Source organism: Gryllotalpicola sp., assembly GCF_027352875.1.
Taxonomy (GTDB): domain Bacteria; phylum Actinomycetota; class Actinomycetes; order Actinomycetales; family Microbacteriaceae; genus Gryllotalpicola.
The window spans coordinates 96,756-105,587 of sequence record NZ_DAIEII010000021.1 but is presented as its reverse complement, the minus strand read 5'-3'; the positions used below and the strand labels follow the sequence as shown (position 1 = coordinate 105,587).

The 8,832-nt window shown below is 70.3% G+C and carries 10 protein-coding genes; 2 read left to right on the top strand and 8 right to left on the bottom strand.

The window, feature by feature from the left end; all coding sequences use genetic code 11:
- Nucleotides 1-281: 281 nt before the first annotated feature.
- The gene (locus M7D61_RS03105) at nt 282-1,823 is read left to right on the top strand and encodes a CoA-acylating methylmalonate-semialdehyde dehydrogenase (protein WP_298227498.1); all 1,542 of its coding nucleotides are present in this window, start codon (nt 282-284) and stop codon (nt 1,821-1,823) included.
- Between the two features lie 494 nt (nt 1,824-2,317).
- Here the strand turns inward: M7D61_RS03105 and M7D61_RS03100 are convergent, their stop codons facing one another.
- On the bottom strand, nt 2,318-2,887 hold the full coding sequence (locus tag M7D61_RS03100; protein WP_298227496.1) for an NAD(P)H-dependent oxidoreductase: 570 nt from the start codon (nt 2,885-2,887) through the stop codon (nt 2,318-2,320).
- A gap of 155 nt (nt 2,888-3,042) precedes the next feature.
- On the opposite strand from M7D61_RS03100, the gene M7D61_RS03095 reads away from it, so the two are divergent.
- A complete protein-coding gene (locus M7D61_RS03095) occupies nt 3,043-3,444 on the top strand; it encodes a helix-turn-helix domain-containing protein (protein ID WP_298227494.1) in 402 nt (133 codons plus the stop codon).
- Nucleotides 3,445-3,517: 73 nt separating this feature from the next.
- Here the strand turns inward: M7D61_RS03095 and M7D61_RS03090 are convergent, their stop codons facing one another.
- From M7D61_RS03090 to M7D61_RS03060, 7 genes are read right to left on the bottom strand one after another with little or no spacing between them, the layout of a single operon-like run.
- Nucleotides 3,518-4,051 carry a flavin reductase family protein gene (locus M7D61_RS03090; protein WP_366083709.1) on the bottom strand — a complete coding sequence of 178 codons (534 nt, stop codon included), beginning with the start codon at nt 4,049-4,051 and terminating at the stop codon, nt 3,518-3,520.
- Between the two features lie 5 nt (nt 4,052-4,056).
- Complete coding sequence (locus tag M7D61_RS03085) at nt 4,057-4,404, bottom strand: carboxymuconolactone decarboxylase family protein (RefSeq protein ID WP_298227490.1); 348 nt, start codon at nt 4,402-4,404, stop codon at nt 4,057-4,059.
- Nucleotides 4,405-4,414: 10 nt separating this feature from the next.
- Entirely contained in the window at nt 4,415-4,639 is a 225-nt protein-coding gene (locus M7D61_RS03080) for a hypothetical protein (protein WP_298227488.1), read from the bottom strand.
- 14 nt (nt 4,640-4,653) lie between these two features.
- Nucleotides 4,654-5,694, bottom strand: a complete 1,041-nt coding sequence (locus tag M7D61_RS03075; RefSeq protein WP_298227486.1) for an LLM class flavin-dependent oxidoreductase — start codon at nt 5,692-5,694, stop codon at nt 4,654-4,656.
- Nucleotides 5,691-6,515, bottom strand: a complete 825-nt coding sequence (locus M7D61_RS03070; RefSeq protein ID WP_298227484.1) for a DUF1684 domain-containing protein — start codon at nt 6,513-6,515, stop codon at nt 5,691-5,693. The genes M7D61_RS03075 and M7D61_RS03070 overlap by 4 nt, the downstream gene beginning before the upstream one ends.
- On the bottom strand, nt 6,512-7,834 hold the full coding sequence (locus tag M7D61_RS03065; RefSeq protein WP_298227482.1) for an LLM class flavin-dependent oxidoreductase: 1,323 nt from the start codon (nt 7,832-7,834) through the stop codon (nt 6,512-6,514). The genes M7D61_RS03070 and M7D61_RS03065 overlap by 4 nt, the downstream gene beginning before the upstream one ends.
- Entirely contained in the window at nt 7,831-8,823 is a 993-nt protein-coding gene (locus M7D61_RS03060; protein WP_298227480.1) for an LLM class flavin-dependent oxidoreductase, read from the bottom strand. Before M7D61_RS03060 ends, M7D61_RS03065 begins: the two co-directional genes overlap by 4 nt.
- Nucleotides 8,824-8,832 lie beyond the last annotated feature (9 nt).

The following is an 8,832-nucleotide window of genomic DNA, read 5'->3' as shown; positions in this document are numbered from 1 at the left end:
TCGCCGTAGCTCAGTGCGAGGCGGCCGAGATGCTGCGTGGCGAGCACCTGCCAGCACTCGTCGAGGGTCAATTCGCTGACCTCGCGCTCGTCGACGCTCATGCCACCTCCGTCGTCGGGTGTGCTGGATCGCCGCGCCGCGGGTGCTGCGGCGTCTCAGAGCGGTGATCAGTCCCCGAATAGATCGTAGGCGTGTCGCGGTTGCACGGAATACCCGACGACGTGGTCGGGTATTCGGGCCGGCCCGTTACTTCTGTTCCGGCGCAGTGGGAAGATTGACCGGTGACCACCGAGACCACCGTCGCCCCCGCCAGCCAGCCCTCCGAAGCCGATCTGCCCGTCGTCCCGCACTGGATCGACGGGTCCACGTACCCGTCGAAGAGCGGCCGTACGGCTCCGGTGTACGACCCGGCGCTCGGCATCCAGACCAAGCGGGTCGCGCTCGCCGATGAGGCCGAGATCAACGCCGCGGTCGCGAGTGCCAAAGCCGCCTTTCCGGCCTGGCGCGACACCTCGCTCGCCAGGCGGCAGTCGATCGTCTTCAAATTCCGCGAGCTGCTCGAGGCGAAGAAGGGCGAGCTCGCGGAGATCATCACGAGCGAGCACGGCAAGGTCCTCTCCGACGCCCTGGGCGAGATCACCCGCGGCCAGGAGGTCGTCGAATTCGCGACCGGCCTCGCCCACCACCTCAAGGGCGAGTACAGCGAGCAGGTCTCGACCGGCATCGACGTCTATTCCACCCGCCAGCCGCTCGGCGTCGTCGGGATCATCTCGCCCTTCAACTTCCCGGCGATGGTGCCGATGTGGTTCTTCCCCCTCGCGATCGCCGCGGGCAACACCGTGGTCGTCAAGCCGTCCGAGAAGGATCCGTCGTCGCAGATCTGGCTCGCCCGGCTCTGGAAGGAGGCGGGTCTGCCGGACGGCGTGTTCACCGTCCTCAACGGCGACAAGGTCGCCGTAGACGGCCTGCTGACGCATCCTGACATCGCCGCGATCTCGTTCGTCGGCTCGACCCCGATCGCCCGCTACGTCTACGAGACGGGGACCGCTCACGGCAAGCGCGTGCAGGCCCTCGGCGGGGCAAAGAACCACATGCTCGTGCTGCCCGACGCCGACCTCGACCTCACCGCCGACAGCGCGATCAACGCTGGCTTCGGCTCGGCCGGCGAGCGCTGCATGGCGATCTCGGTGCTCGTCGCCGTCGAGCCCGTGGCCGATGTCCTCATCGAGAAGATCACGGAGCGGATGCGGACGCTGCGCACTGGCGACGGCCGACGGGGCTGCGACATGGGTCCTCTGGTGACCCGCGAGCACCGCGACAAGGTCGCGTCGTACATCGACGTCGCCGCGGCGGATGGCGCGAGCGTCGTCGTCGACGGGCGCTCGGTGAACCCCGATGGCGACCCCAACGGCTTCTGGCTCGGCCCGACGCTGCTCGACCGGGTTCCGACGACCTCGCGCGCCTACACCGAGGAGATCTTCGGACCGGTCCTCTCGGTCGTGCGGGTGTCGTCGTTCGACGAGGGCATCAACCTCATCAACAGTGGCGCGTTCGGCAACGGCACCGCGATCTTCACCAACGACGGCGGCGCCGCCCGGCGCTTCCAGAAGGAGGTGCAGGTCGGCATGATCGGCATCAACGTGCCGATCCCGGTGCCGGTGGCCACGTTCTCGTTCGGCGGCTGGAAGGCCTCGCTCTTCGGCGACACCAAGGCGCACGGTGCCGAAGGCGTGAAGTTCTTCACCCAGCTCAAGGCCATCACCTCGCGCTGGCTCGATCCCTCGCACGGCGGCATCAACCTGGGATTCCCCCAGAACAACTAGCCTCTGACCGTCCGGCTCGCCTCCGGCGGTGCGCTCGCGCCCGGCTGAGGGCGGTGTGCTGCGAGGACGACGCCTGTACCGACGAGGTGCTTATGGTCATGGCCTCGGCGACGCGTGCGTTCGGGCTGAGATCCGCGCGACCCGCCGAGACCGGGCACCCCATCACGGCGTGGCGCGCCGGATCTCAGCCCGAACACGTGCGCACCGGGAAACGTTCACCGGCTGCGCCCGTGACGGGGATGCCGTCCCGGCGCGGCGTTCCAGCTCGGCAGCATCCGGCAGCTGGTCGTGCAGGCGGCGATCCGTTCGAGTTCACTCCCTGGTTGCCGCTGACGCGCGCGGATGCCCGAGCACCAGCCGTCGCCCCTCCGCCGTGACTGGCGGCCTACCGTGAGACGCGAAGACCTCCGTTGGGATGAGTGAGTGTGGCCACCCGCATCCGCCACGGAGGTCTTCGCCGACTCAGCCGTTCACGACCTCGTGGGGAACTACACCTAGGAGGTGACCCCCGTGCGCAGCGGCTTGAGCGCGTTCGCCCAGGCGATGACCTGGTCGAACAGGATCTCGAGCGCCGGCAGCTGGTAGTCGCCGGGCTTGAACACGCTGAAGTTCTCGAACTCGGTCATGAGCGAGAGCGTCAGTGTCTGGCGCACGCTGGCGAGCTGGAGCTCCGCCGCGACGAGGCGCAGGTTCTCGATGGCGCGTGCGCCGCCGACCGATCCGTAGCCGACGAATGCGACGGACTTGTTGTGCCACTCGTTGTGCAGGAAGTCGAGCGCGTTCTTGAGGACGCCCGAGGTGCTGTGGTTGTACTCGGGGGTGACGAAGATGTAGCCGTCGAACTCGTCGATCTTGGCCCCCCACTCCTTGGTGTGGTCATGCTGGTACTGCCCCATCGATGCCGGCATGGGCTCGTCGAGGTGGGGCAGCGGGTAGTCGACGAGGTCGATGAGCTCGAACTCGGCGTCGGTGCGCTGCTTGGCGTGCTCGTAGACCCAGTCGGCGACCTGCTTGCCGTTGCGACCCGGGCGGGTGCTGCCGATGATGATGGCGATCTTCGTCACTGATGCTCCTTGCGTATGCGTGATATGCGGATGAGGGAATCGCTCCGGTTCTGCGCCGGTTACCCCTAGTGCGTAACGCCGGACGGCGGCGAATAATCCCGATCCACCAGACGCACTTTGAAGTGCTTCACGAACACGAAGGGTCGTATCGCCAGATGACGCTGGAACTGGATCTCTCGCCGGCGGACGCCGGCGCATCGCTCGCCGGCTGCGGCGACGCCGGCAGCACCCGGGCGCTCATCCGCGACATCCTCGTCCGAGTGAGCGACAAGTGGACGATCCTCGTCGTCCAGAACCTCGCCGCCGGGCCGATGCGCTTCACGGCCTTGCAGGGTGCCGTGAAGGGCATCTCCCATCGGATGCTGACCCGGACCCTGCGCGCCCTCGAGCGCGACGGCATGGTCACCCGAACCCCGTACGCGCAGGTTCCGCCGCGCGTGGACTACGCGCTCACGCCGTTGGGTGCGACGCTCATCGAGCCGGTGCAGGCCGTGGTCGACTGGGCGGAGCGCCACCAGGACGAGGTCGAGGCGAACCGCGCCGCCTTCGATGCGTAGGGTCCACCCGGGATGAGCGGCCCCGGCCCGCGTGAGCCGTGCTCTATCGCGCGAACCCGGCACCAGCGGATTCCTATCCGAGTCGCGACTGCTCGGTGAGCGCGTGCCACTGGCGGTTGTAGTAGACCAGCGGCGCGGCGGCGTCGGCAGGATCCGGCAGCTTCGCCTCGAGTGCGTGAACGGTGACGAGAATCGACTGCCCGGCGCGGGTGCGCTGCACGATCTCGCCGCGGATCCAGGCGTGTGCGGCGGGGAAGACGACCTCGCCGGTGGGCAGGCGCGTCCACTGCGTGGTGTCGGCGAAGCGGTCGACGCCGTGCGTCGCGCCGAGTTTGGCGAGTGGATACTGCTCCGCCTCGAGCAGGTGCACGACGACGGTCTTCGCCTGCTCGATGGTCGGCGTCGACGAGGACATGTCCGAGATCGAGAAGACGAGCAGCGGCGGCTCGGCGCTCACGGAGAACACGCTCGTCGCCGTCATCGCGACCGGCCCGTCGCCGACATCGGCGGTGATGACGGCGACCCCGGCGGCGTGGTTGCGGAACGCGAGCTTGAAGTCGTCGGCACTCAGGCCGGCGCCGAAATCCGCCCCGAGATCGGTGTCCACGGCGCTCAATGCTGGTGCGCCTCGGGTGCGCCCTCGTAGAGCTTGAAGGCGAGGCGGCCGTGCGTGTACGCGGCGCCGGCGCGCAGGGCGGTCGCGACCCAGGCGATCTCGGCGATCTCGTTCTCGTTCGCCCCGGCCTTCTTCGCGGCGGCGGTGTGGCCCTCGATGCAGTACGGGCACTGGGTGGTGAGGGCGACGGCGATCGCGGCGAGCTCGCGGTACTTCACCGGGATCTCGCGCCCCTCCTGGAAGATCGCGGTGTTGAAGTCGCCCCACACCTTCAGGATGTCGGGGGTGTTGTCCCTGTAGACGTGCGTGAACTTCTTGTCGTCGGTGTCGAAGTAGTCGGCCATCTGATGCCTTTCAGTCGGTTGTTCCACCGTATGCCTGCGCGTGCGCGAGCCGCCCTCGGAGGTTCCGGGCGACGAGCCGAGCAGCGGGCACGCCGGCGGCTGCCTCGATCAGCGCGTTGTAGTCGGTGTTGGTGTTGACGTCGTGGACGACCCGGCGGCCTCCCACGGTGTCGAGAAACTCGATTCCGGCCACGGCGATTCCCATGTCGACGAGAACGGCTTCGAGCCGGCGCACAATCGGATCGGCCGCTACCGACCCCGCACGGGCGAGCGCCGGCCGAGGCCGGGGGCGACGTGCTCGGCGACGGCGGCGAACACGTGCTTCTTCTGGGCCGTCGAGAGCTCGCTGATCGGAGTGAGGAGCAGCTCGTCGGCGAGGGCCAGCGCCGGGTCGGCTGCGAGCTCGTCGACGATCCGCGCGGGCTCACCGGAGTAGAGCGGGGTCGATAGCCCGTCGAAGCCGGAGCCGTCGGTGTAATGGCCGGTGGCGTCGACGAGGGAGGCGTAGTAGGCGGCGTGCCCGCCAAAGGCGGACTCGTCGTCGGCGTCGACGATGGGCAGGATGGAGCGGCTGATGGCGACGCGCGAGACGCGGCCCGGGTGGTGCGCGGCGAACTCGGCGCGGTACGCCGCGACGATCTCGGCCTGCTGGTGGCCGAGCGAGGCGTGGCCGGTGTCGCTGCCGATCGTGGAGAGCACGAGGTGCAGGCCGCGGCGGGCGGCATCCAGTGCGCTCTCGATGCTGCCCGCCCCGTACCAGAGGCGCTCGGTGAGGCCCGGCGCGTAGGGGAGGGCGACGTCGTCGCCGGAGTGCGCGCGCACCGGGCCGCCGGGCAGGTGCTCATCGCCGGTGCGGTTGCTGGTCTCCTCCGCGGCCTCGGCGGCGCCCGCCAGCGCCGCCTGGATCTCGTCGAGCCGCTGCCGGGTGATCGCGCGCTTCGCTGCCGGGTCGTTTCCGTCGGGGATGCCGGAGCTCAGCCCGAGTTCGAGGCGCCCGTCGGCGAGCAGGTCGGTCGTCGCCGCGGCCTCGGCGAAGCGCAGCGGGTGCTCGAAGCCCACTGGGATGACCGCGGTCGCCAGCCGGATCCGTGTCGTGCGCTGCGCCACCGCGGCGAAGAACGGGAACGGGCTGGTGAGTGTCTGCACGCCGTGGTGCACGCGCACCCAGCCCGAATCGAAGCCGATCGACTCGGCGTGCTCGTACAGTTCGATTCCGTCGCGCAGCGACCGCGCGGCGTCCGCGTGCCTCGTGTAGTTGAGGAAGACGAGGAATCCGAGGTCGAAGCTCATAGCAGCGGCTCTCCTTGCGCGTCGACGGCGTTGCGTTCGCCGGCGCGCACCGCGATGGGCAGGTGGTTCTCGACGGGTGGGATCGGGCAGTTCCACGCCAGGCTGAACGAACACGGCAGCAGCGCAGCGTAGTTGAAGTCGAGGATGACGCGGCCGGGGCCGGCGGAGTCGAGCTCAAGGCTGCGGCCGGCCGAGTAGGTCTCGACCCCGTTCGTGGCATCCGCGAAGAGCACGAGCAGCGAATCCGGGCGCGCCCCGCGCGTCGCGGCGAGCCGGTACTCGGCGCCGTCGACCTCGAAGACGACCTCGGCGGTGACCGGGGTGTCGATCGGGCGCGGGTCGCGGTGGTGGGGGATGGCGACGGTGCGGCCGGGCGCGACGGTCTCGATGCGCCCCTCGATGCGCCAGGCGTCGTCGCAGGGGTACGCGGTGATGCCGGCGAAGCGGTTCGCCCATTCCGAGTGCGGGTTCCACACCTGGAGCGCGAACTTCGAGCGGTCGTAGCTGAAGACGATGCCCTCGGCACCGTCGGGGAAGGAGGCGACGGTCGGCCCATCGGCCTCGTCGTAGTGCAGGATCGCCGTGCCGTCGACGAGTGCGCCGCCGATGCGGATGCCGTCGGCCGCGGTCGCGTCGACGCGCACTCCGGCCTCGCCTGCCGGCAGTGGCGACCAGCGGCCGGGCGCGCCCGTCACGGTCTGGCCGGGCGCGGTGACCATGTCGCCCCAGAAGAACGACGCCGGTCCGCGGCTGGAGGCGGCGTTGCGGATGCGCGCCTCGCGGTGCGCATCGAGTCTGTCGAGTTCAGCGGTGGTGCTCATGTCTTCCATCGTGACGCGGGAGGTGCAAGTCCGAGGTGCTCGCGCAATGTTTCGCCTTCGTACTCGGTACGGAACAGCCCGCGCCGCTGCAGTTCGGGCACGACGAGGCTCGTGAAGTCCTCGAGCGTGCCGGGCAGATAGGGGAAGGACACGTTGAAGCCGTCGGCGGCGCCGGTGGTGAAGTACTCCTCGATGCGGTCGGCGACATCGTCGGCGGTGCCGATGACCGCGCCGTCGCCCTCTGCGACGAACGCCACGAGGCCGCCGACGGTGAGGCCGTCCTGCACCGCCTGCGCGTAGAGCTCGGCCTGGGCGCCCTGGCTCGCGTTCGTCGCGGGCAGTGGCGGCAGCGGGGAATCCGCCGGCAGCGAGGCGAGGTCGGCGCGCAGCCAGTACTCGACGTCGGCGAGGGCCACGCGCGGGTGCAGCAGCTCGCGCACCGCGGCGAACTTGTCCTCGGCCTCGGCGCGGGTGCGCCCGACGACCGTCGCGAGCTCGGGCAGCACGAGGATCTCATCGGGATTCCGCCCGAACCCGGCTGCTCTGGCCTTGATGGCCGCGTACTGCTCGCGCGACGGCTCGATCGCCTGTGCCCGAGTGAAGACGAGGTCGGCGATGCGGGCGGCGAGCGCCTGGCCGGCCCCGGACGAGCCGGCCTGGGCGATGATCGGACGGCCCTGCACCGGGCGGCGGATGTTGAGGGGGCCGGCGACGGTGAAGAACTCGCCTCGATGGTCGAGGCGGTGCCGGCGGGCGGTGTCGAGGTAGATGCCGGATGCCTTGTCCTCGACGAATCCGCCCTCCTCGACGCTGTCCCAGAGCCCCTCGACGACGTCGTAGAACTCCTCGGCGCGCCGGTAGCGGTCCGCGTGCAGCAGATGGCTGTCGAGGCCGTAGTTGCGCGCCTCGGCGTCGTTGAGCGACGTGACGACGTTCCAGCCCGCGCGGCCGTGCGAGATGTGATCGATCGCCGCGAAGACCCGGGCGGTGGTGTACGGCTCCGAATAGCTGGTCGATGCCGTCGCGACGAGGCCGATCCGGTTCGTCACGGCGGCGAGGGCGCCGAGCAGCACGGTCGGCTCGAGGGCGTCGTTGACGACGGCGACGCGCTCGAGGACGGCGTCGGGAGAATCCGGCACGCCGACGAGGTCGGGGAAGAAGACGGCGTCGAACTTCGCCGCCTCGAGGCGCTTCACCAGCCCGGCGATGAACTCGAAGTCCACGCCCGCGGCGCGCGGGGCCTCCGGATGCCGCCAGCCGGCCAGGTACTCCCCGGCCGGTTTGAGGAACCCGCCGAGGTGCAGCGTGCGCCCGGTCACGCGCCCACCTCGGCGGCGGCACGCTTCCAGCCGAGGACGGGGGCGACCTCGCGGGCGATGGTCTCGAGGCCGCGGATGGCCTCGTCGAAGGTCGTCCGGTGGGCCTGGGCGGCGAAGACGAGGTCGGTGGCGAGTTCGACGACGGGCTCGGCGCCGACGCTCGCGATGACGTCGTCGACGGTGCCGTGGTGGATGTTCATCGCCGCGAGCAGCTCCTCCGGGGCGGCGTCCTCGCCGACCCAGCCGGCGCGCTGGTAGTAGGACAGCGAGCTGTCGCGCACGCCCGGCCACAGCGAGTCGGCGACGGCCTCGGCAGAGGCGCCGAAGAAGGCCGAGTGCACGATCGCGAGGCGCGGCGCGATGCCCACCTCCGCCGCCGCCGCGAGATAGGCCTGGGCGAGCTCGAGCTGGACGGTCGCGGCAGGGCCGATGCCGATGAGCACGCCGTGGCCGTCGCGCGCCACCTGGGCTTCGCGCTCGACCGACCCCGGAGACTCCCAGATGCGTTCGAGCAGTGTCGGCGCCGGCGGCTGAAGCCGGGTCCCGGGTGCGAGCTCTTCGCCGGCGAGGGCGCGGCGCAGCACATCCGACGCGTTCGCGTAGAGCGCGCGCCGATCGTCGGCCGAGCGCCCGAACGCCGCGAACTGCTCGGGGTGCGGATTGCCGCTGCCGATGCCGAGCTCGAGGCGGCCGCTCGCGAGCGCGTCGAGGACCGCGGCGTCCTCCGCGACCCGCAGGGGCTCGTCGAGGGTGATCGTCACGACCGCCGTGCCGAGCCGGATGCGCGAGGTGCGCTGCGCCACCGCGGCGAGGAAGACGAGCGGCGACGGCAGTCGGCCCTCGTTCGTCGAGAGGTGGTGCTGCGCCACCCAGCCCGTCTCGAAGCCGAGCTCTTCCGCCGCCTGGAAGAGGTCGATGCCCCCGGCGTAGAGGTCGGCGGCGCTCTGCTCGCCGTGGAGGTGCGTCTGAAAACCGAGGCGGAAGGTCATGGGAATCCT